General features: G+C 43.9%; 28 protein-coding genes. 17 read left to right on the forward strand and 11 right to left on the reverse strand.

Going from position 1 to position 22700, the window contains the following annotated elements:
• On the reverse strand, positions 1–312 hold the full coding sequence (locus CL55_RS10720) for a hypothetical protein (RefSeq protein WP_205621284.1): 312 nt from the start codon (positions 310–312) through the stop codon (positions 1–3).
• 171 nt (positions 313–483) lie between these two features.
• A complete protein-coding gene (locus CL55_RS10725; RefSeq protein ID WP_205621285.1) occupies positions 484–825 on the reverse strand; it encodes a hypothetical protein in 342 nt (113 codons plus the stop codon).
• Positions 826–877: 52 nt separating this feature from the next.
• Between CL55_RS10725 and CL55_RS01965 the strand changes: the two genes are divergently transcribed.
• Entirely contained in the window at positions 878–1648 is a 771-nt protein-coding gene (locus CL55_RS01965) for an SDR family oxidoreductase (RefSeq protein WP_046329634.1), read from the forward strand.
• 6 nt (positions 1649–1654) lie between these two features.
• Here CL55_RS01965 and CL55_RS01970 read toward each other — a convergent pair whose 3' ends face one another.
• Positions 1655–2194, reverse strand: a complete 540-nt coding sequence (locus CL55_RS01970; protein ID WP_046329635.1) for a DUF2889 domain-containing protein — start codon at positions 2192–2194, stop codon at positions 1655–1657.
• Between the two features lie 100 nt (positions 2195–2294).
• Here CL55_RS01970 and CL55_RS01975 point away from each other — a divergent pair, with 100 nt between their 5' ends.
• Together CL55_RS01975 and CL55_RS01980 are read left to right on the forward strand one after the other, a co-directional pair.
• Positions 2295–3029 carry a pseudouridine synthase gene (locus tag CL55_RS01975; RefSeq protein WP_046329636.1) on the forward strand — a complete coding sequence of 245 codons (735 nt, stop codon included), beginning with the start codon at positions 2295–2297 and terminating at the stop codon, positions 3027–3029.
• Positions 3022–3324, forward strand: a complete 303-nt coding sequence (locus tag CL55_RS01980; protein WP_046329637.1) for a 4a-hydroxytetrahydrobiopterin dehydratase — start codon at positions 3022–3024, stop codon at positions 3322–3324. The genes CL55_RS01975 and CL55_RS01980 overlap by 8 nt, the downstream gene beginning before the upstream one ends.
• A 6-nt stretch (positions 3325–3330) precedes the next feature.
• Here the strand turns inward: CL55_RS01980 and CL55_RS01985 are convergent, their stop codons facing one another.
• Genes CL55_RS01985 through CL55_RS01995 form a run of 3 tightly spaced genes read right to left on the reverse strand, consistent with a single transcriptional unit; the run spans position 3331 to position 4677 of the window.
• The gene (locus CL55_RS01985; RefSeq protein ID WP_046329638.1) at positions 3331–3549 is read right to left on the reverse strand and encodes a hypothetical protein; all 219 of its coding nucleotides are present in this window, start codon (positions 3547–3549) and stop codon (positions 3331–3333) included.
• Positions 3550–3607: 58 nt separating this feature from the next.
• Complete coding sequence (locus CL55_RS01990; protein WP_082091872.1) at positions 3608–4150, reverse strand: isochorismatase family protein; 543 nt, start codon at positions 4148–4150, stop codon at positions 3608–3610.
• On the reverse strand, positions 4147–4677 hold the full coding sequence (locus CL55_RS01995) for a GNAT family N-acetyltransferase (protein ID WP_046329640.1): 531 nt from the start codon (positions 4675–4677) through the stop codon (positions 4147–4149). The genes CL55_RS01990 and CL55_RS01995 overlap by 4 nt, the downstream gene beginning before the upstream one ends.
• A gap of 111 nt (positions 4678–4788) precedes the next feature.
• Between CL55_RS01995 and CL55_RS02000 the strand changes: the two genes are divergently transcribed.
• From CL55_RS02000 to CL55_RS02040, 9 genes are all read left to right on the forward strand, one after another.
• On the forward strand, positions 4789–5562 hold the full coding sequence (locus CL55_RS02000) for a sulfite exporter TauE/SafE family protein (protein WP_046329641.1): 774 nt from the start codon (positions 4789–4791) through the stop codon (positions 5560–5562).
• A 14-nt stretch (positions 5563–5576) separates the two neighbouring features.
• Entirely contained in the window at positions 5577–5894 is a 318-nt protein-coding gene (locus CL55_RS02005) for a hypothetical protein (RefSeq protein WP_052728706.1), read from the forward strand.
• A gap of 49 nt (positions 5895–5943) precedes the next feature.
• Positions 5944–6762 carry a peptidylprolyl isomerase gene (locus CL55_RS02010; protein ID WP_046329642.1) on the forward strand — a complete coding sequence of 273 codons (819 nt, stop codon included), beginning with the start codon at positions 5944–5946 and terminating at the stop codon, positions 6760–6762.
• 149 nt (positions 6763–6911) lie between these two features.
• Positions 6912–7472 carry a phasin family protein gene (locus CL55_RS02015; protein ID WP_046329643.1) on the forward strand — a complete coding sequence of 187 codons (561 nt, stop codon included), beginning with the start codon at positions 6912–6914 and terminating at the stop codon, positions 7470–7472.
• 476 nt (positions 7473–7948) lie between these two features.
• The gene (locus CL55_RS02020; protein ID WP_046329644.1) at positions 7949–9214 is read left to right on the forward strand and encodes a TolC family protein; all 1266 of its coding nucleotides are present in this window, start codon (positions 7949–7951) and stop codon (positions 9212–9214) included.
• Positions 9211–10557, forward strand: a complete 1347-nt coding sequence (locus CL55_RS02025; RefSeq protein ID WP_052728708.1) for an efflux RND transporter periplasmic adaptor subunit — start codon at positions 9211–9213, stop codon at positions 10555–10557. The genes CL55_RS02020 and CL55_RS02025 overlap by 4 nt, the downstream gene beginning before the upstream one ends.
• A 5-nt stretch (positions 10558–10562) precedes the next feature.
• On the forward strand, positions 10563–13658 hold the full coding sequence (locus CL55_RS02030) for an efflux RND transporter permease subunit (RefSeq protein WP_046329645.1): 3096 nt from the start codon (positions 10563–10565) through the stop codon (positions 13656–13658).
• Positions 13655–13978 carry a P-II family nitrogen regulator gene (locus CL55_RS02035; RefSeq protein WP_046329646.1) on the forward strand — a complete coding sequence of 108 codons (324 nt, stop codon included), beginning with the start codon at positions 13655–13657 and terminating at the stop codon, positions 13976–13978. Before CL55_RS02030 ends, CL55_RS02035 begins: the two co-directional genes overlap by 4 nt.
• Positions 13979–14061: 83 nt before the next feature.
• Positions 14062–14451, forward strand: coding sequence for a VOC family protein (locus CL55_RS02040; protein ID WP_046331079.1), 390 nt, complete (start codon positions 14062–14064; stop codon positions 14449–14451).
• Here the strand turns inward: CL55_RS02040 and CL55_RS02045 are convergent.
• Complete coding sequence (locus CL55_RS02045) at positions 14448–15167, reverse strand: haloacid dehalogenase type II (RefSeq protein ID WP_046329647.1); 720 nt, start codon at positions 15165–15167, stop codon at positions 14448–14450. The two genes, CL55_RS02040 and CL55_RS02045, sit on opposite strands and share 4 nt — an antisense overlap.
• 121 nt (positions 15168–15288) lie before the next feature.
• Between CL55_RS02045 and CL55_RS02050 the strand changes: the two genes are divergently transcribed.
• Both CL55_RS02050 and CL55_RS02055 read left to right on the forward strand, forming a co-directional pair.
• Positions 15289–18189 (forward strand): FAD-binding and (Fe-S)-binding domain-containing protein, encoded by a 2901-nt coding sequence (locus tag CL55_RS02050; protein ID WP_046329648.1) that lies wholly within the window; start codon positions 15289–15291, stop codon positions 18187–18189.
• A gap of 162 nt (positions 18190–18351) precedes the next feature.
• Positions 18352–18801 (forward strand): bactofilin family protein, encoded by a 450-nt coding sequence (locus CL55_RS02055; protein WP_046329649.1) that lies wholly within the window; start codon positions 18352–18354, stop codon positions 18799–18801.
• Positions 18802–18840: 39 nt separating this feature from the next.
• Here CL55_RS02055 and CL55_RS02060 read toward each other — a convergent pair whose 3' ends face one another.
• Complete coding sequence (locus CL55_RS02060; protein ID WP_082091873.1) at positions 18841–19248, reverse strand: bactofilin family protein; 408 nt, start codon at positions 19246–19248, stop codon at positions 18841–18843.
• Positions 19249–19349: 101 nt separating this feature from the next.
• On the reverse strand, positions 19350–19661 hold the full coding sequence (locus CL55_RS02065) for a hypothetical protein (RefSeq protein WP_156156251.1): 312 nt from the start codon (positions 19659–19661) through the stop codon (positions 19350–19352).
• Between the two features lie 245 nt (positions 19662–19906).
• Between CL55_RS02065 and CL55_RS02070 the strand changes: the two genes are divergently transcribed.
• The 3 genes from CL55_RS02070 to CL55_RS02080 all read left to right on the forward strand — a co-directional run bounded on the left by CL55_RS02070 (position 19907) and on the right by CL55_RS02080 (position 21913).
• Positions 19907–20941 carry a helix-turn-helix domain-containing protein gene (locus tag CL55_RS02070; RefSeq protein ID WP_046329652.1) on the forward strand — a complete coding sequence of 345 codons (1035 nt, stop codon included), beginning with the start codon at positions 19907–19909 and terminating at the stop codon, positions 20939–20941.
• 40 nt (positions 20942–20981) lie between these two features.
• Positions 20982–21449, forward strand: coding sequence for a bactofilin family protein (locus CL55_RS02075; protein ID WP_046329653.1), 468 nt, complete (start codon positions 20982–20984; stop codon positions 21447–21449).
• A 209-nt stretch (positions 21450–21658) separates the two neighbouring features.
• Entirely contained in the window at positions 21659–21913 is a 255-nt protein-coding gene (locus tag CL55_RS02080) for a hypothetical protein (protein ID WP_046329654.1), read from the forward strand.
• A gap of 6 nt (positions 21914–21919) precedes the next feature.
• Here CL55_RS02080 and CL55_RS02085 read toward each other — a convergent pair whose 3' ends face one another.
• Together CL55_RS02085 and CL55_RS02090 are read right to left on the reverse strand one after the other, a co-directional pair.
• Positions 21920–22294: a hypothetical protein gene (locus CL55_RS02085; protein ID WP_046329655.1), complete on the reverse strand. Its 375-nt coding sequence runs from the start codon at positions 22292–22294 to the stop codon at positions 21920–21922.
• A 41-nt stretch (positions 22295–22335) separates the two neighbouring features.
• Positions 22336–22635, reverse strand: a complete 300-nt coding sequence (locus tag CL55_RS02090) for a hypothetical protein (protein WP_046329656.1) — start codon at positions 22633–22635, stop codon at positions 22336–22338.
• Positions 22636–22700 lie beyond the last annotated feature (65 nt).

Genomic DNA, 22700 nt, shown 5'->3' on the forward strand with positions numbered 1-22700 from the left:
TCAGAAATTAAACGATAGCTTTCCATAAAAAGACCAGTCGTAAACAGGATAGCTTTGCACGACCTGTTTGCTGGCACCCACCGCGAATAAAAAACTTTTATTAAGGCGATGAGTCACCATGGCATCGAGCGGGACAAACCAGCCACCCCCTCCACCGGTATTCAAGATGATTCCATTCTCATCCCACAATCGAATTTGAGTATTGGGAGAGATATTAAATCCAAGTGTTGGAAAAATATTGAGATTACGTACGAGGGGTGGTTGATTGGGATTGCTAGCAAACGAATTACCCTTGGTATCAAATCCATACATATACCTGAGTAAAGGTGAAAAGTCTGAGAGTCGTGAGTCGCTGCCTTTGTTTGGTACATATACTGTGCCGATCTGAGGGCCGGCAGCCCATTGCCCGTTATTACCAAACGGAAAGACAACCCGAGCGCCTAATATACCTTCCCAATTTTTGAGAATGCTGGGGTGATTTCCCTAGACCGTGAGCATGGTATTACCGGCGTTATAAGTGCCAGATGACTGCTCGGCTAGAGTGGGTCCGTAAGTTGAAACATAGGAGGTATCGAGCCGCATAGTGCCTCGCCACTGGTCAAACTGCAGAGGCTGGTAGTAGCGAAGCTTCAAAGTATCGCTTTGGGTTTGTTCTCCAAAGGTATTGTGATATCCCCAAAATTCCAGAACCCGCTGACTCGAGTATTGATCGGATGCTTTCTCTAGATTTAAAAAGCCTCCTGAAAACTTGCTTTCATCAGCAGCAGCATTTCCTATTAAGCCTAAGGAAACTAGGCAGTGGGCAAAAATACGTAACAATCTCATATACGCAGTAATATAAATGACTCAGTCAATTACATGAAATAAGTAGAAGAATATGGAACATACCGTTTTAGTTACCGGCGCTACTGCTGGCTTTGGAGAGGCAACTGCGAGACGATTTTTAGCGCATGGCCATCAAGTGATTGCGCTAGGCAGAAGAGTTGAGCGCCTAGAGGCTCTAAAGGCATCTCTTCCGGCGGAGCAGCAGAAAAAATTACTCACTTTAGTCGTTGATGTTTGCAATAGCGCAAAGGTTGATGGACTCGCTGCCACACTACCAACTGATTTTGCTAAGGTGACAGTACTAGTAAATAATGCTGGATTGGCTTTAGGTCTTGAGCTGGCACATCAAGCTTTTCTTGCAGATTGGGATCGAATGATTGATACCAACATCAAGGGGCTAGTACATATGACGCGTGCCTTTTTACCGGGCATGGTGGAGCGCAAGTGTGGACATGTGATTAATCTAGGCTCAGTGGCGGCAAGTTATCCCTATCCAGGGGGTAACGTCTACGGAGGTACTAAAGCCTTTGTTCATCAATTTAGCTTAAATCTCAGGGCAGATTTAATTGGTACACCAGTGCGTGTTACTTGCGTTGAGCCAGGGATGTGTTCTGGAACTGAGTTTTCGAATGTGCGCTTTAAGGGTGATGATATTAAGGCTGATAAGGTCTACACCGGAGTGAAAGCATTAAGTGCGGATGATGTAGCGGAGGCTATTTATTGGTCTGCTAACTTACCAAGTCATATGAACATTAATTTATTAGAACTCATGCCAGTGCAACAGGCCTTCAACCCTTTTCATATTCACCGTGGTGAACTTTAAGAAAACTTAGACTGTCGGCTTCCATTTGTAAAACTTGGGGTAGACGCGCATCACCACTGGTCCATTGAAATCCCAAGATTTACAGGTTCCCAAATAGAGTGGCGGTTTGTTGTCATCCGGGTCAAATAATGCGCCTGGAATAGACTGGAATGCGGCGGTAGCTACATTGCTGAGAAGTTCGCGTAAATGAGTGCACCCCTTAATGCCTCCAAGGTGTTCATTGATCGTTTTGCGCCAACCCTTGCCAATGCGCGCTCCAATCAACGCATCCATTGGAGGTATCACTTGCGGGCATTCTGGGTGGGGATGGCTGTCCATGGCCACTTCAATTGCTTGAATCACTAACTCAGTATTGACGGTAATACGAACCCACATATCGTGGAAGGCTTGGCCCGGCTCCCAAGTTTTTCCGCCGGTAGTAAATGGCTGAAATTTAAAATCTCGCAAATGCGCTTCAATATCCCATAAGCCATCCTCGCGAGCATAGCCCTGAAAAGTAATTTCACGAGTATGAAGAGGATTTCTGGATGCTGGGGTTGAGAGCATGGTGGTAGTAAGTAAGAAGCTCGGAGGCGATATGTATCCATCATAACGGCTTCATTCCACGACTACTGTGAGAGTGGCTTTGTAGTATTCTCGGCAAGATATGGCCAAACCAATTTCTCTCGAAAAAATACTATTTAGCCAAGGCTTTGGTACCAGGCGCTATTGCAGCGATTTAGTCTATGCCGACCTAGTCAAGGTTAATGGTGTTCCGGCGGATGATCCAGAGGAGCGCATTGCTACCGAAGGGTTAATGCTTAACGTAGAGGGCAAAGATTGGGAGTTTCATGAAAAAGCTTATATTGCGTTTAATAAGCCGCCAAACTATGAGTGCTCTCATAAAACTACGCATCATCCCAGCGTCTACAGTTTGCTGCCTAAACCTTTTGTAGAACGAGGCTTGCAATGTGTCGGGCGCTTAGACTTTGACACTACTGGCTTAATTTTGATATCAGATGATGGCCAGTTTATTCATAAGATGACTACACCCAAGAAAAACATTGGCAAGGTTTATGAGATCACCACTCCTGAGCCCATTACCCAAAAGCAGATCGATCATTTATTAACAGGGGTTGTTTTGGATGATGATCCAAAGCCCTGTTTTGCCACAGCATGCAAGCAGCTTGGAGAGAATGTGTTGGCAATGACTATTGTTGAGGGTCGTTATCATCAAGTAAAACGAATGATGGCTGCGGTAGGCAATCATGTTGCCAAGCTTCATCGAACTGAAATCGGACAATTCATCATGCCAGTAGATTTGGCTGAGGGTGAGTGGCGTTGGCTTTACCCGGATGATTTACAGAAACTATCTCAGAGTGTAGGAGCTCCCAATGTCTAAACCCAATACACTTGCTCAAGATTTTGATTTTGCAAAAGTGTTACCTGAGTGGCGGGTAAATCTGGATACTCAAGAGCTAGAGCGGGTATTTGTATTTAAGGACTTTAAGAGGGCTTTTGAATTCATGACGCTGTGTGCAGATTTTGCTGAGCAGTTAGATCATCACCCAGACTGGTCAAACGCTTGGAATAAAGTATCGGTGCGATTGAGCACCCATTCCATGAAGGCCTTAACCGAGCTAGACATCACCATGGCGTGCACCATGGATCAGTTCGCCCTTAAAGTCTCAGCTTAGTTTCTTTTACTGCACTTCCTCATCATCTTCATCCTCTGAGGTGATGCTCATGAGGATGGTTGCTAAGAGACCATAAACTACTTCTGTAGCGATCATGCCATCTTCATCAAGCTCATCAATCAGATCATTTAAGCAATCTTCAGTGGGCTCATTCAAGAGCGTCATAGCGCATTCGCACCCGTAATCAAAATCTTCGTCGTTTTGGGTTTGAGTGTCGTTCGTCATAGGAATCCTTTAAGTGATGCTGCAGAATAGCAAATAAAGACTCGCAAGCCCAGCCCTATTATTTTAGTAGCGCAAGAACTTCTTTGAAGACGGGATTTTGCGCTGTCTTTAGCCACTCAAATCCGAGCATCTCCGCCGTAATAAGTCGTGCTCCAGCAATGTTTAGTCGATCAAGTGCAATTTGCTTATCAAGTGCCCAGCGTGAGCCAACTCCATCTACCACTACGGAAACATCGTAGCCTTTATCAATGAGATTAAGCGCAGTTTGCATTAAGCAAACGTGGGTTTCGCATCCCATCAGAATGCACTGTTGGCGATTATCAGGAATGGCGGCAGTCAGGCCATCAGCGCAGGCATTGAAATGCTCTTTCTCAATCGTTTTACTGCAAAAAGACTGAATAGAGTCGAGATTACTTCCTAAACTATTTGGACTTTGCTCTGTGCCAATAATCGGAATCTCGAGTAGTTGGGCAATTTGAGCCGTGCGAATACATTGCTTGAGCACTGCTTCACCTTGATCAATCGCAGGCATCAGACGCCCCTGTAAATCGATCAAGATAAGGATTGAATTTTCTGAGTGGATTTGGTTAGATTGGTTCACAGTGGCAGGCTCACAGTTTTAAAGTCAGGGTCATCATCTTGCCTGTGAGTCTGAAAGCCCAGATCAGAGACAAGATGAAGCATTCTAGAATTTTTAATCAAAACATATCCAATCATTTCTTGCAATCCATTCTTTTTGGCATGTTCAATAAGATCAAGCATTAAATGTGTGCCAATACCATGTGTAGTGTAGTTATCACTCACGCTCAGGGAGAACTCACAAGCATTTTGATTGGGCGGCGTCACATAGCGTGCAATCCCAATAATCTCCTCGGTACCAGTGAGGCTGGTGATTACCGCAAGTAATGCCATTTCTTTTTTATAGTCCAAGTGCAAGATGTCATCAAGAAAGTCATCTGGAAGTTTGGAGATTGCATGGGCAAATCGAAGATAGCGACTATCGGGCGAAAGGTGATTGAATAGCTCAATAATTCGCTCACGATCATCCGCTTGAATAGAGCGAATCTGGTAATAGCCCCCATCACCAAGCGCATAGGTCTTGTTGGTAAATGGGGTAGGTATATTCATGAGTGATCAATTGGGCAGTCTGATCGCCTTAGGATACCTTTTTTAGGTCCCCCCTAAAAGCTTTTAGCCCTAAAATGAATTTCTATTAATTACGTATTTAGCAAGCTCCTCATGATTTCTTTGCTTCAAGCCTTTGACGACCACTCTTTAGCCTTCTTTGTATTTGCGGCAATTAGCGTCATTATTGTGGGTATTTCTAAAAGTGGGTTCGGTGCTGGCCTGGGAGTGCTTTCACTCCCCCTGATGGCAAGTCAGTCCAGCATCAATGAGGCTTTAGCAATTATGTTGCCACTTTTGATCGCAATTGATTTAGTTGGACTGAGACGATTCCTTAAAAATGCCGATTGGCGAATACTGAGGTTAGTGTTATTACCTGCTGCATTTGGAATGCTTTTAGGCTACCTCTTCTTTTCGGCCATTACTCCTAAAATTCTCTCTCTTTCGATCGGTATTTTTACCTTACTCTTTTTGATTCAAAGTGTAGTGATGTCGCGTATTGATTTAAAAGAGGCTAGGCCATTTCCTTGGCTCGGTAGATTGATGGGGGGTGTATCTGGATTTACCTCTTTTATTGCGCATATAGGCGGTCCGCCAATCACGATCTATATGTTGAGGGAAAAAGTTTTACCTATCGTATACACCTCAACCTTGGGGATATTTTTCACTTGTATCAATTTTGGGAAATTGGTTCCATATGCCTATCTTGACTTGCTGAACTTTAAGCAACTAGCCACTTCAATCCTACTATTGCCCTTGGTGCCGGTGGGTGTCTATTTAGGGTTTTATTTAGCTGAGAAGATTTCAGTAAAGTGGTACTACATCATCGTTCAAATTTTCTTGTTGATCGCGAGTATTAAATTAATTGCAGATGGCTTATTAGCCTAAGCTAAGAAAGATTCATGAATATCTCCATTCGTCTTAAAGCAATTACTCTCTTTAGGGCAACTCTCTGCTTTGTGTTTCCAATAACTGTCATTGCACAGACATTCTCACCCTACACTCCCAAGCAAATCCAAGAGTTTAATAATCAGCCTATTGCCCCTGCGGAGACTCCTGCAGGCCCGGTTTACTTGGAGTCACCGCCTGTCAGTCAGAAACCAAATGCATCTATTGATTCTCACTACATTAAAAATCCCGATGGTGAGGAGCAGGCTGAAGCACAGGGCGCGGAGTCTTCTGCACCCTTTGAACCCATTCCTACGACCTTCACCTTTTAGTAGTTGCTAACTGTTAAGATTACTTCTACATTTTAGAAAAGAGTTATTCATGAAATCCCATGCCATTCGTTTTTTTCTTAGCGCTTTGCTTGTAATTAGTTTTGTAGGCTCTTCATCTGCTCAGGATGCGCTACCAATCAATGCTGCTGCTTCTGTTAATGGCGTCATCATTTCGAACGATGCTGTTGAGCAAGGTATTCAGGTGGCGTTATCTCAAGGTCAAAAAGATTCTCCAGAGCTGCGTAAGGCAGTTCTAGGAAAAATGATTGAAATTTCTCTTTTATCGCAACAAGCCGAAAAAGATGGGCTCGCAAATTCTGATCGGGCTAATAGTCAACTGGCTCTGATTCGCCAAAATTATTTAGCAGATCTCGAGTTATCTACATATATGTCAAGAAACCCGGTGAGCGATACTGATGTTCAAGCTGAGTACAACCGTGAGATTGCTACTCTAGGATCGCAGGGCATGATTGTGGAATATAAGGTGAGTGATATTGCTGTTGCTACTGAGGCTGACGCACAAGCTGCGCTAGCCAGAATTAAAAAAGGTGAGTCCTTCGATAAAGTGGCTAAGAGTGTTTCACTCGCGCCAAATAAGGTTCAGGGTGGGGCAGTAGGTTGGGTGCAAGCAGGACAGACTTTGCCACAGATTGCTACCGTATTAATAGGCTTGTCCAAGGGTCAGATTTCTCCGGCACCGATTCAGATGCCCCAGGGCTGGTACTTAATTAAATTGGAAGATAAAAAATTTAGCAAGCCTCCAACCTATGAGCAGGCTAAGGCAGCCATTCGTAATGGCTTGATGCAAAAAAAGCAGTTTGAGTTCTTATCTCAATTGCGTCAGGGTGCTAATATCGTCGTACGCTAAACTAGGGTAAGTTGACTTGCTTTACTAAAAAAGGGCGCCTATGGGCGCTCTTTTGCATTTTTGTCCATCTCTAGTGGTATTTCTCTATCTCAATGCTTTTCATTCGGGAGTAGATTGAATCAATCACCAATAGAACTAGGGAGACGTGTATGAGTAAAAATCCATTTGATTTAGGCGGAATGGCAAATCAGACCAAGGGTATGAAGGCTGCTCAGGCGGTTGGCCAGGCAGCGCTTACTAGTGCTCAGGAGATTGCCCAATTAAATCAGCGTGCTGCACAAGATCTCTCCTCTCGAATGCAAGCCAAAGTAGCAGAGCTGATGAAAACACAGGATCCTAAGGCGGCATTTGATTATGTTCATGCTGAGGTATTGCAAGACGCTGCCAAAGAGGTGGCCGAGTATCAGTCCCAACTCTTTCAAGCCTTAGCTAGTGGAAATAAAGAGTTGGCAAAAATTGCTGAGGCAATGATCAAAGAGTCTCAACATGATTTAATTCATTTTGTGAATGAGGCAACACAAAATTCTCCTGCCGGTGCTGAGCCATACACCTCGATATTTAAAGTCTCCTTTAATAGTGCCCTTGAAAATTTTGAATTAATTCGAGCGGCCATGACGAATTCATTTTCCAGCCTTGAGAAGGGTATGGAGAGTATGAATCAGTCTTCAGATAGGGAGAAAACTGGCTCTGCACTAAAACCTAAAAAGTAAAAGTGATACTTGCATTAATAGGTTTTTTTGATCTAAACCTTTGATGGTTGGGGCTGCCATTAGGCCAATATCCAATCGAAAATGGCGCTATGAGTTTTTGACTGGCATCTCCGTTCATGACTGTATCCATATTACCCATTTTCGAAACATGCCTATATATTAATAAAACACACCTAATTCAATATATTTGCAATAAGTATGATCTAATAAAGATTCACATATGGGGAGTAGCCTGCTCAGCTTTCTGAGTCTCTTATGCCGACAGTCCGACCTTTAGGTCCGGTATAAGGGTGAGTCAATATCAAGGCAAGACCATTTTAATTTTTATAAATGGCTATCCCGTGAATTTTCAGTCTTTAAATTTGATTTGCCCGTTAAAAATCATACCCAGATCCCTAATCTGGCGAATTTCTCATATTTTTACGTCTACTAGGCTAGATAATTGGTTACCGCACCTATTCTCTAAAGTTGTCGTAATGAATCGCTTAAGTTCTGCGCTTATCTTTGTGGTTAGCATCCTATGTGCAGGAGGAGTGAATGCACAAGGTCAAAAACCACTTTCACTCAATGAGCTGATTGGAATGGCCCTAGAGTCCAGCCCTCAAGTACTAGGCGCAAGAGATCAATCTAAGGCGATTAAGGGGCAACTCTCTTCGGCTCGCGCGATTCCAAATCCTGAGTTTGAAATGAACACTGGACAACAGAGGTCAGCAACTGGGCCGCTCACTACGGGCAATGTTTCCTCCTGGTCGGTAACTCAGCCTCTGGACATGCCATACACCCGCTATCCCAGAGTAAATGCTGCTGAAGCAAATGTCCGCGCTGCAGAGGCGACTCGGATTGCTTTTGAAATTGAAATGATCTCTAGAGTCCAGCAGCGTTTTTATGAATTGATGCGTCGCGATGCAGAATTAAAAGCTGCGGAAGAAGATTTAGGTTTGACAAAGCAAATTCGTGATCGCATGCAAATTCGTTATGACGTCGGTGATACCGCACGATTTGAATTGATTCGCGCGCAAACTGAATTTCTGAATGCACAAATTAATACTGAATCAAGCAAGTTGAGGGTTGAGCAGGCCAAGGGTCAGCTCAGGCAAGTAGTAGGACATAGCTTGCCACCGGACTATGAGGTGGTTTCGCAACCCTTAAAGATGGAGCCATTACCTCCCTTGCCAATATTACTCAGTGAGCTTCATGCGCAAAGCCCTGAGTTGCAGAAGGCAAAAGCAGAAGTCGAGGCAACCGAATCCAAGCTGAGTTTTGAGCAGAACTCTCGCTTACCTCGACTCTCCATTAAAGCCCAGCAATATAACGACCCTAACTTTACCGATCGTCTTTATGGCTTGGTGGTCAGTATTCCTATTTGGGATTTTAAGGGTGGTCAGATAGCGGAGGCAGAGGCTAATGCTTCTAAAGCCAGGAACCAATTAAATGCCCAGAGTCAAAGTCTGGAGCAGCAGTTAGAGACTGCTTATAAGCTTTACCAAATGACGAGCTATCAGGTAAAAATATTGGACCAAGAGGTTGTTCAGTTGGCTTCGAGTGCAAGACGAATTGCTGAAGTTTCCTATCGGTATGGTGAGCGTGGCATGCTTGAGTATTTAGATGCGCAAAGAACATTCAGGGTGGCTCGTAATGACTTGATTAAGGCTCGCTTTGATTTGGCTTCGGTCCTTACGGAGATTCAGCGTTTAAGAGCAACCCCAGAGTGGATTGCAAAAATTGAGAGTGGAAAGCAATGAAGCAAAAGTTCACAGTAATGATGGATCAGTTAAAGGCTTGGTATACCCAATACCTGGCAATTGCAAAAGTCTATGTGCAAGAATGGACCGCTGTTGTCATCAAAACTCAAAATGATCTATATGTACTTACCCATGAGTGGTTTACCGCCCACCTGCCTCGGGTGGCTCAGCAATATGACAAGAGTCCTCAGTGGACGCAGAAAAGCCTTTTTTATCTTCCGTGGTTTTGTTTATTTTTGATCATCCTCAATTACTTCAACGTATTTGATCGTAGCCCAAGCATTAAAACTGTTCAAGATCCAAATGTGGTGATTGTGAATAACGACTTGCGGAATATGATTACCGACGGTCGCATCTACACCGGTACCTTTGTAGAGGAACTGCGTGCATCTGGACGTGTTGATTTCAATGAACTATTTTTATCGCGTATTGGTGCAAATGTCACGGGTCGTGTGTCCGATATTTTGGCGATACCGGGACAGCGTGTTAAGCAGGGTGATATTTTGGCAAAAATTACTTCAACTGAATTGACCCAATCTCAGCTGTCTTACTTGAAGGCAAAGAGTGCTAGTCAGCTGGCTGATCAAGCCGCTAATCGTGCCAGAATTTTATACAAAGAGGATGTAATTGCCTTAGCAGAGCTACAAAGACGCGAGGCTGAAGCGAGTAGTGCAAGGGCAGAGTTTCGAGCCACGAACGACCAATTACGCGTTCAGGGAATGGATCAACCTAGCATTGATCGTTTGGCTAAATCAGGTGTGATTGAATCAATCAATAATGTCATCGCAACCATCCCTGGTGAAATTGTTGAGCGCAAAATTAATAAGGGGCAGGTAGTTCAACCTGCTGATGCTTTATTTACAGTTGCTGACTTAAGTACTCTTTGGGCTGTTGCGGAGATTCCAGAGAGTAATGCCTACCTTATTCATAAGGGTCAGAAAGTAACCTTAGTTATTCCGGCCTTAAGAAATGCATCAATTGAGGGTGTTGTTGCTCACGTCGATTCGATCGTCAACCCGCAAACACGCACAGTTGTCGTCAGAATGGAAGTGCCCAATAAAGATAGTCTTATCAAGCCAGGCATGTTGGCAACCATGATGATTGAGAGCCAGCCTACTGAGCGATTACTAGTGCCCTCTAGCGCGGTGATTCGTGAAGATAATCATGATCACGTATTTATTCGTGAGGATGAAGATACCTATCGGATGGTCACGGTTAAATTAGGTCCAGAGGGCAAGGGCTATCGCCCAGTCATTTCCGGTCTGAAGGATGGTCAGGAAATCGCCGTTAATGGTGCCTTCCATTTAAATACTGAACGTAAGAGACAGTTGAGTGGTGGTTAGTCGCGATGATTGAAAAGATTGTTCGTCTCTCACTGCAGCAGCGTTTATTAGTTGTCATCATTGCGCTGGTGTTGTTCGTTGCTGGATTACTGGCAACTAAGCGCCTATCGGTCGACGCATTTCCGGATGTAACTAACGTCCAAATCCAAATTGCAGCAGAGGCCCCAGGCAGATCTCCGGAAGAGGTTGAGCGATTCGTCACAGTTCCAATTGAGTTGGGTATGACGGGCTTGCCCGGCTTAACTGAAATGCGCTCACTCAATCGCAATGGTATTTCAGTCATTACTTTGGTCTTTTCAGAAAAGACAGATCTTTACTTTGCCAGACAGCTGGTTACGGAGCGCTTGATTGAAGTGGCCTCTGCTATGCCATTGGGTATTACTCCCGTTATGGCGCCACCGTCGACTGGTTTGGGGGAAATTTATCAATACACACTCGACCATCCATCGGATGGCGATAGGCAGCTGACGGTTGAAGAGCTTGAGGAGCGTCGCACGATTCAAGATTGGATTGTTCGTCCGATGTTGCGATCTATCGCAGGTGTTGCAGAGATTAATACGCAAGGCGGTTATGCACGCGAGTACCAGGTCTTAGTCAATCCTGAAAGATTGCGTCACTATCAAGTAGGTCTTCGAGATATCTATGAAGCACTTGCCAGAAACAATGCTAATTCCGGCGGTGGGCAGTTACCTACTTATGCAGAGCGCTATCTCATACGTGGCGTGGGACTCATTACTAAACCCGAAGATATTGGAAAAATTATTCTCAAGGAAGTAAAGGGCATTCCGGTCTATGTGAAGAACGTAGCTGAAGTTACTATTGGTAGCGAAATTCGGCAGGGAGCTGCCATTAAGAATGGCTATACCGAGAGTGTTGCTGGGATCATTCAAATGATCCGTGGTGGTAACGCGCGCGAAGTGGTTAATCGTATTAAGCTCAAAGTAGCCGAGATTAATGAGGGCAAGTTATTACCTGACGGACTGCAAATCGTGCCGTTTTACGATCGCACAGATCTTGTCAATGCGGCGATGTTTAATGTCGCCAAAGTATTGATTGAAGGCGTCATTCTCGTAGTCATTCTGCTATTTTTATTCTTAGGTGATGTTCGTTCATCTCTCATTGTGGTGGCGACTTTAATTTTGACGCCGCTATTAACTTTTTTGGTAATGAATCGGTATGGCATCTCTGCTAACTTAATGTCCCTTGGTGGTCTCGCGATTGCGATTGGCATTATGGTGGATGGATCTGTAGTGGTTGTAGAAAACACCTTTGCAAAGCTAGGTGAAAGACTCAAAATGGGCGAGTCGAAGATTCGTATTATTTTGGAGGCTGCTACTGAGGTTGGTACTCCAGTGCTGTTTGGTGTTGGCATCATTATTTTGGTTTTCATGCCGCTTCTTTCTTTGGAGGGCATGGAAGGAAAAATGTTTGCGCCAATGGCCATTACGATTGCAATCGCATTAACCATCTCACTCATTCTTTCATTCACCTTATCGCCAGTTTTATGCTCTTACATCCTCAAAGGTGGAAGTGAAGATGACACAAAGGTTGTGGCTCGTTTGCGAGCTCCCTATGAGCGCTGGTTACATTGGTGTCTTGCCAATCCAAAGTTGGTTGTCAAAAGATCATTAATAGGATTAGTTGCCAGCATCATTGGCTTTGCCCTTCTTGGAAAAGCTTTTATTCCTGTGATGCAAGAGGGCTCTATTACGCCAGTCATCGTACGTGCCCCTAATATTTCTTTAGATGAATCTATTAAGCTGGAGTTTGAGGCAATTAGACGCATCATGACGATCCCGGATGTGAAGATGGCAGTATCTCGCCTAGGAAAGGGTGAGTCGCCCGCAGACCCTGGACAGCCTAATGAATCTGATCCGATCGTGACGCTCAAGTCTACAGGTGATCGCAAATTTAGTCAGGAAGAAATCGCTCAGCAGATCCGTGACAAGTTAAAGACTTTGCCAGGTATCGAGCTCTCTATTTCCCAGCCAATCGCAGCAAGGGTTGACGAGATGGTCTCCGGTGTTCGCTCACAGGTAGCCATCAAAATTTTTGGAGATGATTTAGTTACGCTGCAAAAGCTAGGCGGTCAAATTAGTCAGATTTTGACCAAAATGAAAGGCAGTAATGACTTACGTATCGAGCAGGCTTCTGGACAAAATTACTTAAACATTACTATTAACCGTGATGCAATTGCCCGCTACGGTATTAATGTTTCTGATGTCAATGATGTGATTGAAACTGCGATTGGTGGCAAGCAAGCCAGCATTGTGTATGAAGGTGAGAGAAGATTTCCCTTGCTATTACGTTATCCAGCCCCTTACCGAGATAACGTAGATGCAATCAACAATATTATTTTGCATTCTCCAGACGGCGCTCAGGTACTCATGCGCGACCTAGCAGATATTGCTCTCGTCGATGGTCCAGCGCAAATTTCTCGAGAGTCTGGCAAGCGACGTTTAGTCGTAGGTGTAAACGTAGATGGGCGAGATCTGGGAGGCTTTGTTAAAGAGGCCCAAGAGTTGATTGCCAAACAGGTGGAACTTCCGCAAGGTTATTCACTGCAGTGGGGTGGCCAGTTTGAGAACATGGAACGGGCGATGGCGCGTTTGATGATCATTATCCCGCTAACAATCTTGGCGATCTATTTCCTACTCTTCATGCTTTTCAAGTCCTTGCGCTTGGCTGGACTGATTATTTTGGTCTTACCATTTGCCTCGATCGGTGGTGTATTTGGTTTATTTATATCTGGAGAGTATCTATCTGTGCCAGCGGCGGTTGGGTTTATTAATCTTTGGGGTATTGCTGTATTGAACGGGGTGGTGCTGATTTCATTTATTAAGCAATTACGTGAAGATGGTTACTCTATGGAAGATGCTCTATTACATGGTTGCGGCCACCGCTTTAGGCCAGTCATGATGACTGCCTCAGTCGCTATGTTGGCTTTGGTGCCAATGCTATTTTCTGGTGGCCCAGGTTCTGAGGTGACACGCCCGCTAGCAGCTGTGGTGATCTCAGGTTTGATTACCTCAACCGCATTAACATTACTGGTACTCCCAGTTTTATATAGATGGTTTGAAGATAAAGAGGTGGAAGCATGATGGAAGTGAAGGCGGTCATTCGCCCAAATAAATTAGCTGCACTCAGAACAGCATTATTGGAAACCCCGGGTTTTCCAGGCATGACTGTGACTAAGGTTGAGGGCTGTAGCGCGCCTAATCGAACAGCCAAATTCAATATCAAAGATGAGTTAACTGACTACTCGGCAAAAGTGAAGATTGAAATCGTCTGTAACGATGAGATTGCAGAAGTCCTGATGGACCGTATCGTGACTATTTGCCAAACAGGCCAAGTAGGGGACGGTGTAGTGTGGTGTACTGAGGTGCCGAAGGCTTTCTTCATCTCTAAAACTTCTGTATAGCTATCCCCTTCAATTCTTCGGTATGATGTTTTGGGTAAGTTGCTAAATTATTGCCAATCATCTTGGAGGCTAGTTTGAAAAATATCATCGATCGCATTGATCACATTGTTCTGACTGTGACTGATATTGAGCTCACGACTCAGTGGTATGAAAAAGCATTGGGTTTTGAGCGTGAGTTTTTTACTGGCCCAGAAGGTCAGCCGCGTTATTCATTGCGATTCGGGCAGTTAAAAATCAACCTTCAGGATAAAGATACTGAGACGCCTACCAAGGCTAAAGTGCCCACGATAGGTTCGGGAGACTTTTGTTTAATTTCAGGAATTCCCTTGGATGACTTCATTGCACATCTTCAGAAACATAGTGTTGCTATTGATGTTGGTCCAGTACCTAGACGAGGTGCCCTTGGACCCATTCGTTCGGTCTACTTGCGCGACCCAGACAATAATCTCGTAGAGGTTGCTGAATACGTCTAGTGTTGATCTGGATCTGATATGCCCAACTGGCGCGCAAGATCCAGAAAGTCTTTTGCATGGTAATTAGTGAACTGTTCTACATGCAGATCATTGCGCAAATGATTTTTACCAAACTCCAGTGGGCGCTCAATAAATGCTGTTTGTAATCCACAGGCATGGGCAGCCTCTAGATCATCCTTATGCGCTGCAACCAACATGACTTCTACAGCAGTCAGGTTAAAGATGTCAGCTACACCCAAATAGGTTTCGGGGTCTGGTTTGTAATGACGGAAAACTTCAGCCGAAAGAATTAAGTCCCATGGCAAGCCTGCATTCTTTGCCATGTCAGCTAATAAGCCCATATTACCATTTGAGAGAGTCACAATCGTGAACTGACTTTTAAGTTTGTGTAGACCCTCAACAGCCTCTGGCCAGGGATTGAGTCGATGCCAAACAAGATTGAGATGCTGTATTTGATTTTCAGATAAAGAGTGGACTTTAAATGCCTTAAGCACATCAATCAGAATCATGTGATGGAGATCGTCAATTTTGGTCCAAGGTAGTTCGCCAGAGCGTACCCGAGCCATAGCTGGCCTATAACCTTGGCGCCAGGCTGTAGCAAAGGCATCGGGATCAACCGGAAGCCCTAGTCGAGTGACTTCTGCGGCTATGGAGCCATGCCAGTCAACAACGGTGCCAAATACATCAAATGCCAGTACCTTAGGTGCTTTATTCATGAGGGAGATTCTTGCTTGCTATGAGGCTTTTGTCAAACAAGCGGCCCACACAGAAATTGCTGGGAGTTGATAAAATATCCAATGCCCCCAAAGGGGCCATTGCATCTAACAAGGATTGAATATGGGTGGTATTTCTCAGTGGGAGCAGCTTAACGTTGAGCTCACAGCGGCTCTTGGAAGCTCCGTTCATTTTGATACGGCTCATCAGGCGGTTTATGCCTCAGAGGCTTCTAATTATCGTCAAATTCCGATTGGGGTTGTGACTCCGAAAAATACTGAAGAATTTGTCAAAGGTATCGAGATTTGTCATCGCAACAAGGCTCCGGTACTCATGCGTGGCGCCGGCACCTCCATGAATGGCCAGACGGTCAATAATGCGGTGGTCTTTGATATCTCAAAGTATTGCAACCACATTCTTTCCTTAGATCCTGCGGCTGGTAATGCTGTTGTTGAACCCGGAGTCATTTGTGATTCACTACGTGATGCTGCTGAATTGCATGGCTTAACTTTTGCCCCAGATCCTTCTACCCATAGCCGCTGTACCTTAGGCGGTATGGTCGCTAATAATTCTTGCGGTGCCCATTCTGTGATGGCAGGCAAGACGCTGGAGAATACCGAAGCTTTAGAAATTCTGACTTACGATGGTGAGCGTTTTTGGGTGGGCCCAACATCCGATCAGGAGTTACAAGAAATCATTGCTGCTGGTGGACGTAAAGGTCAGATCTATCAAGACTTGCTGACTTTACGTGATCGCTATGCTGATCTCATTCGTGCGCGCTTCCCGAATATTAAGCGTCGCGTCTCTGGTTACAACTTAGATCAACTCTTGCCAGAAAATGGATTTAACGTTGCCAAGGCTTTGGTCGGGACCGAGGGGACCTGTGCATTAACACTCGCTGCTAAGGTGAGGTTGGTGAAGAGCCCTGCTAAACGTGTTGTGTTGGTATTGGGATTCGAGGACATTTACGTGGCAGGTGATGCTGTACCCGAGTATCAATCTTTTAACCCCATTGCAATCGAAGGCCTGGATTACAAAATCATCCGCGGTTTGCAAGAGCGGAATTTAGCAAAAGCGGAGATCGACTTATTACCAACTGGAAATGCTTGGGTAGTTGTGGAGTTCGGTGACGATACCGTTGAAGGTGCAATTGCTCAGGCTGAAAAAGCGCAGGAGTATTTCAAAACAAGAACTAAAGGCCCCAGTCCGTCGACTTGGTTAGAGTCCGATCCATTAGTGCAAAAGCGCATTTGGTCGATTCGTGAAAATGGCGCATCTGCTACCCATTTATCCATTGATCCAAATTCTCCTGACCCAGTAGTGGGATGGGAGGACGCTGCGGTTGATCCAGCTCGCTTAGGGGAGTACCTGCGAGCTTTCCAGAAATTAGTGGACTCATACGAGTATGAAACTTCGCTCTATGGACACTTTGGAGATGGATGTATCCATGCACGTATTACTTTTAACTTTCGATCCGCAGAGGGTGTTGCCAAATTTAGATCTTTTATTCGTGACGCGGCAACCTTAGTAGTTGCATTTGGTGGCTCGCTTACAGGTGAGCATGGTGACGGTCAGGCCAGAGCAGAATTCCTCCCCATTATGTTTGGTGAAGAGTTGATGGGCGCGATGCATGAGTTCAAACGCATTTGGGATCCTCAAAACAAACTCAATCCTGGCAAAGTAGTTCACCCTTACCGCGTAGATGAGAATCTGCGTATGGGCCCAGAATACAAAATCGTCAATATCAAGACGCGTCTGAATTTCTTGAGCCAAGAGGGCAATGGCTTTCAGAGGGCGGTTGAGCGTTGCGTTGGTATGGGCAAGTGCCGTAGTGAAAAAGTAGGCACGATGTGTCCAAGTTATCGCGCTACAAAAGAAGAACGTTTCTCTACTCGTGGACGCTCAAGACTCTTTTGGGAAATGATCCAGGGTGAAGTGATTCAAGATGGCTGGGAAAGCAAGGAACTTAAAGAAGCTTTAGATACCTGCCTCTCTTGTAAAGGCTGCAAGAGCGACTGTCCAGCTCACGTTGACATGGCTTCCTATAAGGCCGAGTTTTTATCTCACTATCACGAGACCAACAGCAGGCCTCGTCAAGCCCTCACTATGGGCCGCATTGGCGATTGGGCGCCATTGGCCAGCAAGTTTTCTTGGCTGCTAAATGGCATTATGCAAACACCCATCATCTCTAGTCTTGCCAAATGGGTTGGTGGCGTGGCGCAAGAGCGTAGCCTGCCTAAATTTGCAAGCCAGTCATTTAGGAAGCAATTTAAGCCAACAAAGAATGCAAATATTGGCCAGAAGAAAGTCATTCTGTGGGTAGATACATTCTGCGAGCATTTTCATCCAGAGGTTGCTAATGCAGCTGTTGAGGTACTTGCCCATGCAGGCTTTGAAGCGACCTTACCAAAAACGCCTCTATGCTGTGGCCGCCCTTTATATGACTTTGGATATTTAGATCTTGCTAAACAGAAGCTAGAGAAAATTCTAGATGCAATCGGAAGTGAGATTAATGAAAATCCCAATTCCCCTATTGCAGTAGTCGGTCTTGAGCCAGGCTGTATGTCGGTATTTAAAGATGAATTGCTGAAGTTTTTCCCGAATGATCCAAGGGCAACTCTTTTAGCATCGAGTAACTATTTATTAGGGGATTTCTTGCATGAGCAGGGCTATATCCCGCCACCGCTGGACTGCAATGTCCTAGTCCATTCACATTGTCATCAGAAATCACTATTTGGCACTAAGGGTGATATAGCCTTATTAGCCGCTTTGGGTGCTAAAGCAAACTTCATTGATAGTGGTTGCTGTGGCATGGCTGGTTCATTTGGATTTAATCCAGAGCATGTTGGAATATCCAAAGCGGTTGGTGAACTAGTGTTGCTACCAGCAATTCGAGCCGCCGAGCAAGAGACCATCATTCTGACTAATGGCTTTAGTTGTAGAGAGCAGATTGAGCAAGAAACTGGTCGCAAGGTAAAGCACCTAGCGGAGTTGCTGCTGATGGCGCATCAATCTGAAATATAGTTAGTGGATACTCACTATTGCGCACCCTTCCAATCCAATAATCATGAAGACCATGATTAAATTCCCTAAAGATAGTCTAGATAAAGATAGAATAGTCGTCCAGCGGGAATATTGGAATAAGTAACTTATTGCGCCATTACATAATAGTCAAAGGAATGAAAAATGGTCTTCAAAAAATCACAGTCTATTAAGTTTTTACAGCCCACAATGGAGTCCTTTGAAACAATAGTGGGGCCAGCTACAGAGGTTCATGGGCGAATTGTTGCGAATGAAAGTTTACGCATTGATGGACGCGTAGTTGGAAATATAGAGTCACGCCAAGGAAAAAACGTGAGCATTGCTCTTGGACGTACTGGCATGGTGCAAGGCGATATCAATGCTTTTAGGGTCCTAGTTGCGGGGCGAGTAGAGGGTAATATTTATGCCACTGAGCGCGTGGAGTTGCACGAGGGGGCGGAAGTGCGTGGAGATATTACTTATGGCCAGCTGGGTATTGAGCACGGTGCCAAGTTAAATGGTTTGATGATTTCCAAAAGTGGCGAAGAACCAGAGGGTGCAACTGATTCAACCGCAATTTTCCAGGCAAATTGGAACAAAATTAAAAGTCAATAATTTAGGAATGCATGCTCAAAATATGAAATGAGCCTGTATTTATTCAGTATCGCTAATCTCATCTTTTGGATAGATGTCAGTTTCACCAAAAGAGTGCTTGGTGGAGGGCATGGGGGCATCAATTAGGCGCAGCTCACCACTCAGCTTTGCTCCTTTTTCTACACTCATTTCAGCATATTGAGTAAGACCAGTAATTTTTGCGCTGGATCGAACGTTCAAATGATTCGTAACATTGAGGCCTTGGGTAACTTCACCACGAACTTCAACAACTTCCGCATTAATTCTTCCATTAACAATTCCTGAGGTGTCAACCAAAACTTCTTTAGTGTTCAGTTCACCCTCTACAAGGCCTGCAACCACTGCCATTTCTGGTACCTCAAAGGTCCCCCTGACAATGACCCCTTCGCCTACAAAAAGTGATCCTCTAGGATTGTTATCGGCCATCATATTTCCTGAATAAGTAAGTACATCCTAATAATATAACAATACCAACGACTTGGAAAAAGCTTCACAGGGGCATGTTACTAAGTGAACTTTTAAAATGCAGTTTAATCCTTGGCGCTTGTGGGTATAGATAGTTCCACAAACTGATCCTTTAGGTTCTTAAGAGTAACTATTTTGCTCTCAATTATGGGGAGTTGCGTCTGAAATGTTTGGATTTTTTGCTGGTAAATAATCTCTAAATCGTCCATCTCCTTACGGGAAATGACCCCCCCCATTTGTTTTGCCATTTCTGGGTTGAAGCGGATCGCCACCCTAAAGCCAAAAAAATGGATACTCATGCCAATCAGAATAAATACGCTAAAGGATAAAAGCGCAATCTTAATGACGGTTTTACGGGTAATTTTTATCTGCTTCATGGATGAAGTAGACCCAGAAATCCAAATTAACTGCATTATTAACCCTTAAATTGTCCTGTAAGAATTCTAGCATTGAGGTGCATTGAGGTGCATTGAGGTGCATTGAGATTTTTTCTTTTTTGTAGGCGTATGTAATGATAATTTGATACGATGCTTAATAATGAAGGTTTCATCGTTTTCTAAAAAAGATGTCTTGGGTATTCAAGATAATTTGTGCGTTGCAACAATTTAATGGCGTTACATCAATGCGGCCTCACAAGCACTATGCACAACTAGAAATTATTGGCTCAGTATTAAAAGATGCTCGAGAGAAAAAGAATCTAGCCAGAGCAGAGTTTGCCAACTCATGTTGTTTGTCCACCAAAATGATTTTGGAGTTAGAAGAGGGCGGCATGAGCTCTTTCTACACATTTGAATTAAAGATCGCTACCGCTAAACGAGTTGGCAGAGTCTTGGGCTTAGATGAATCATCCTATTTGACAGATCCCAGTGCCACGGAATCGATTGACGAAACTTTAATTGAGTCAGTTGAAGTTCAAGAAACTTCAGCCTCTAAAAAACATGAGGTAGCCGGAGTTGATTCAGGCTCAAAGAACCCCCCGCCAAGAAACGAAACCATATTATCCGCAGTGCTTGCAAATCCTCAGGTTTCTAATTTGGAAGAGACGCTGAATCAGGTTAATGTAGAACACGGCTTTAAGTTAAGTACTGCTGGTAATAGTGTAGTAACAATAAGAGTGATGACGATCGTATTTAGTTTTTTAGTGCTGACGGGCGCTATTTATGGACTAAATGATCGGTTCAACATCATCAATTTAGCTATTGGACTAGTAAACCCCCCACAGAAGGCCGTAGTAGCCAACGATGTTCAGGATTTAAAGCCTGATGAAGACTTAGCTCTCAAGCCCGAGAGTTCTGACACTACAGTAAAACCACCAGAAACTCAGCCAGCTCAAGCGCTTCAAACTACTCCTAGTGAGCAATGTCCTTATAAACAAGAGGCACAATTGCCCACTTATCAATCGCCGAATCCCTCTAAACGGGGAGATATTGTGAATATCAAATCTCTTATTAAGCAAGCCGTTTGCGTTGTAGATAATTCAGGGAAACAAACCGTCGTTAATCTAGAGTCAAATGCTTCTTACGCATTTCGAGGTACCCCTCCATTTGTGGTGATTACTCAGGATTTAGACAGTGTTGAAATGTATTTTCAGGGTTGGAGAGTACGCTCACCAAGTGTAGGTGCAAAGCAGATTAAATTACTGGAAGTTTCCTTGTAAAGTTTCCACAAGCTAAAAGAAACAAAATTAAGGTGTGCAAATGTTTGAATTTTCTAAAAAAAGTAATCCCAATACAGATACTCAACTGACTTATTTGACTACAGTTGGGGCCGGTTCCATTATGAAGGGTGACTTTATTCATAGTGGAAACATGCTTTTATTAGGGCATTTAATTGGCGATATTTCCCAGGCTGAGGAAGAAGGTGCTGGTAATGGCTATACAGCTGTAATTGGATCAACTGGATTCTTATTAGGGAATATTTATAGCCCACATGCAATCATTATTGGAAGAATCGAAGGTTCGGTTTTTGCAAAAGGACGTGTTGAAATTTATCCTGGAGCGGTAGTCATTGGGGATGTTACTTATGCGCAGATTAATGTGCACCCAGATGCTAAGGTCAACGGCAATCTTAGATGTTTATTGCCAGATGCGGTTGAGCAAAAAAATCTCACTTTGAGCAATGAAGGGATACCGAGCAATGTTGTTCTATTGGCTAAAGCAGAGTGATATTAAAAATTAGTGTGATTGTTCGATTGATGAGTTGCAGTCAACAAGCGCGCTCATAAGCTAGAGATGTTGACATAAAGATGTCTGCTCCGATTAAAATCCCATCCCTCCTTCTAGGCCTCTTTGTTTTATTAATAGCTTCAGGGGGGCTTTTTTACAGCTATTACACTCGGGATCTGCCTGAATGTAAGGACGAATACATACAAATATTGTTAAACCAAGAGATTCGGAATCACGAGGCATTGATTCAAGATTCACGCACACTCTCTTTTAATAATATTGCAGAAGTTTCGCATCGCGATGGGATGCGTATTTGTTCTACTAATCTGCTCACTACTCAAGGTACTTATGCTGTAGGCTATCAGGTAGTCAATCGAGAGATGGAGAGCGATACAATCTGGCAGCGATTAACAGGCCCCACAGATTATTCAGTCAAGATCGAGTATGTAAGAAAAGTAGATTAAAAATAGTTATTTGGGATAAGCAACGTTCTTCTGAAAATTTTCGGTGTTCCAGCTTTTACTTAAATCCCCTGTTGGCCCATAGACAACAAATATATATAAGACGCCGACGATTAATCCTGCTATCAAACCTATCTTAAGAATTGAGTAATCACGTTTCTCTGGAACTATTTTGTTAGTAGGGAGTGGTTTATGCGGAGTGAAAAATTCTGGTAATGCCGCCTCTAAGGTGATGCGAGCTTTTTTAATGTGCTGATAAGCCTGTTCTTCACTCCCGCCTTGTTCTAAACCAAGTGCAGCATTTTCATAAGATTTGCTCGCGGATTCTAAAAGCTTAGCAATGTGAGCATAGCTTTTTTGGCGATTTGTTGTGTCAGGAGTCATAATGAGGTTGTATTTTTATCTCAATAGCTTGTTGCTAAGGTTCACAGAAAAAATCTGCCTACTATGTACAGAATTATTCCCGCAGCGAATACATAGGCTATAGACTTAAGTAGGGTTTTTTCTATAGTGTTTTCTATAGTTTTTTCCATACCATTTTGTAGACTTTTATTCTGGGCTATTTCCTCAGAAATAATATTTTTAATATTCCAAAGGTCCTTGCGGATGACATTTAAACTCTCATCCAATTTTTGATCTTTTTGCTGTAAGAGCGCGCCGATTATCGAAAGATGTTTATTAACTTCTTTCAGCTCATTAACAACGGATTCATCCAGATTACTCATATTTACCCGACACTAGAGATAATTTATTTACTACATTTTTTAATCCTAACCGATGACATAGGCCT

This window comes from Polynucleobacter duraquae (assembly GCF_000973625.1).
GTDB classification, from domain to species: Bacteria; Pseudomonadota; Gammaproteobacteria; order Burkholderiales; family Burkholderiaceae; genus Polynucleobacter; species Polynucleobacter duraquae.

Bases quoted from the DNA above. Each gene is read 5' to 3' on its own strand.
- CL55_RS01980 (WP_046329637.1), top strand. From the start codon at position 3,022: ATGTCTAAACCCAATACACTTGCTCAAGATTTTGATTTTGCAAAAGTG.
- CL55_RS01985 (WP_046329638.1), bottom strand. From the start codon at position 3,549: ATGACGAACGACACTCAAACCCAAAACGACGAAGATTTTGATTACGGG.
- CL55_RS02090 (WP_046329656.1), bottom strand. From the start codon at position 22,635: ATGAGTAATCTGGATGAATCCGTTGTTAATGAGCTGAAAGAAGTTAAT.
- CL55_RS02055 (WP_046329649.1), top strand. From the start codon at position 18,352: ATGGTCTTCAAAAAATCACAGTCTATTAAGTTTTTACAGCCCACAATG.
- CL55_RS10725 (WP_205621285.1), bottom strand. From the start codon at position 825: ATGAGATTGTTACGTATTTTTGCCCACTGCCTAGTTTCCTTAGGCTTA.
- CL55_RS01995 (WP_046329640.1), bottom strand. From the start codon at position 4,677: ATGAATATACCTACCCCATTTACCAACAAGACCTATGCGCTTGGTGAT.
- CL55_RS02020 (WP_046329644.1), top strand. From the start codon at position 7,949: ATGAATCGCTTAAGTTCTGCGCTTATCTTTGTGGTTAGCATCCTATGT.
- CL55_RS02010 (WP_046329642.1), top strand. From the start codon at position 5,944: ATGAAATCCCATGCCATTCGTTTTTTTCTTAGCGCTTTGCTTGTAATT.
- CL55_RS02075 (WP_046329653.1), top strand. From the start codon at position 20,982: ATGTTTGAATTTTCTAAAAAAAGTAATCCCAATACAGATACTCAACTG.
- CL55_RS02070 (WP_046329652.1), top strand. From the start codon at position 19,907: ATGCGGCCTCACAAGCACTATGCACAACTAGAAATTATTGGCTCAGTA.
- CL55_RS02060 (WP_082091873.1), bottom strand. From the start codon at position 19,248: ATGATGGCCGATAACAATCCTAGAGGATCACTTTTTGTAGGCGAAGGG.
- CL55_RS01965 (WP_046329634.1), top strand. From the start codon at position 878: ATGGAACATACCGTTTTAGTTACCGGCGCTACTGCTGGCTTTGGAGAG.
- CL55_RS02035 (WP_046329646.1), top strand. From the start codon at position 13,655: ATGATGGAAGTGAAGGCGGTCATTCGCCCAAATAAATTAGCTGCACTC.
- CL55_RS02065 (WP_156156251.1), bottom strand. From the start codon at position 19,661: ATGAAGCAGATAAAAATTACCCGTAAAACCGTCATTAAGATTGCGCTT.
- CL55_RS02025 (WP_052728708.1), top strand. From the start codon at position 9,211: ATGAAGCAAAAGTTCACAGTAATGATGGATCAGTTAAAGGCTTGGTAT.
- CL55_RS02085 (WP_046329655.1), bottom strand. From the start codon at position 22,294: ATGACTCCTGACACAACAAATCGCCAAAAAAGCTATGCTCACATTGCT.
- CL55_RS10720 (WP_205621284.1), bottom strand. From the start codon at position 312: ATGTATGGATTTGATACCAAGGGTAATTCGTTTGCTAGCAATCCCAAT.
- CL55_RS02005 (WP_052728706.1), top strand. From the start codon at position 5,577: ATGAATATCTCCATTCGTCTTAAAGCAATTACTCTCTTTAGGGCAACT.
- CL55_RS01975 (WP_046329636.1), top strand. From the start codon at position 2,295: ATGGCCAAACCAATTTCTCTCGAAAAAATACTATTTAGCCAAGGCTTT.
- CL55_RS02050 (WP_046329648.1), top strand. From the start codon at position 15,289: ATGGGTGGTATTTCTCAGTGGGAGCAGCTTAACGTTGAGCTCACAGCG.
- CL55_RS02030 (WP_046329645.1), top strand. From the start codon at position 10,563: ATGATTGAAAAGATTGTTCGTCTCTCACTGCAGCAGCGTTTATTAGTT.
- CL55_RS02000 (WP_046329641.1), top strand. From the start codon at position 4,789: ATGATTTCTTTGCTTCAAGCCTTTGACGACCACTCTTTAGCCTTCTTT.
- CL55_RS02015 (WP_046329643.1), top strand. From the start codon at position 6,912: ATGAGTAAAAATCCATTTGATTTAGGCGGAATGGCAAATCAGACCAAG.
- CL55_RS02045 (WP_046329647.1), bottom strand. From the start codon at position 15,167: ATGAATAAAGCACCTAAGGTACTGGCATTTGATGTATTTGGCACCGTT.
- CL55_RS01970 (WP_046329635.1), bottom strand. From the start codon at position 2,194: ATGCTCTCAACCCCAGCATCCAGAAATCCTCTTCATACTCGTGAAATT.